The 846-nt window shown below is 45.9% G+C and carries 1 protein-coding gene; it reads left to right on the top strand.

Features of this window, described 5'->3' with window-relative positions; translation table 11 throughout:
- Positions 1-315 precede the first annotated feature (315 nt).
- Positions 316-846: four helix bundle protein (locus CIK96_RS02810; protein ID WP_254047063.1), on the top strand; the 531-nt coding region annotated here is incomplete at its 3' end.

The raw sequence follows: 846 nt of genomic DNA on the forward strand, positions 1-846 counted from the left end.
TAGGCCTGTTGCGAGAGTTGGGTGCATCAGTGCGGCAGCTGGAGCGACTGACAGGCATCAGTCGGGGAGTGATTCAGTTCGTAAGGAAGTAGCTTGCCCCCTATGACACGTACCTGTCCCTTGTCATCCTCTTGTCATCCTTGTCATCCCATCAATGACACTGCGTCAGATACACCCCGAGGCACGCCGGATGGTATCTCATAACCGTAAATGGGTGTACGTCTATCATATTGAAGCATCCTTCGTCATAGTAGACCGAATCCTCCCTGCCAATATGAACAAAGGTTGAATCCTCATCCAACGAAATCTTATATCATGTCTGAAATCTCCGATGCCATACAGACCAAGTGCTTGGCTTTTGGCGACCGCATAATAAAGCTCAATGACTACTTGTTAGAGCAGGCTGCTAATAAGAAGCCTGGCTACAAGATGGTAAATGGGAAACGAGTCTATAACAAATCTATTCCTGTGCACTTGCAGGCTGTCTCGAATCTTTGTAACCAACTTTTGAGGTCTGGCACAAGTGTCGGAGCAAACAACGCTGAAGCGTCAAGCGCAATTAGTAAAGCAGATTTCAAATCAAAGTCATATATAGCCTTGAAGGAGGCCCGAGAAAGCCTATATTGGATAGACTTGCTTCACCGAAATGGATATTTAGACGATAAACAGCATAGTAGTATTTACTATGACACGTACCTGTCCCTTGTCATGTCCCTTGTCATGACCGGTATCTACCATGTGATGATGCGTGGTATTAATCATCAAACCATCTTTGAAGATGAGGAAGACAACTACCAGTTCATCAACACCCTCGACCGCATGCGTGTTAGGTACGATGACAAGAGG

This window comes from Prevotella sp. P4-98 (genome assembly GCF_002251405.1).
Lineage (GTDB): Bacteria > Bacteroidota > Bacteroidia > Bacteroidales > Bacteroidaceae > Prevotella.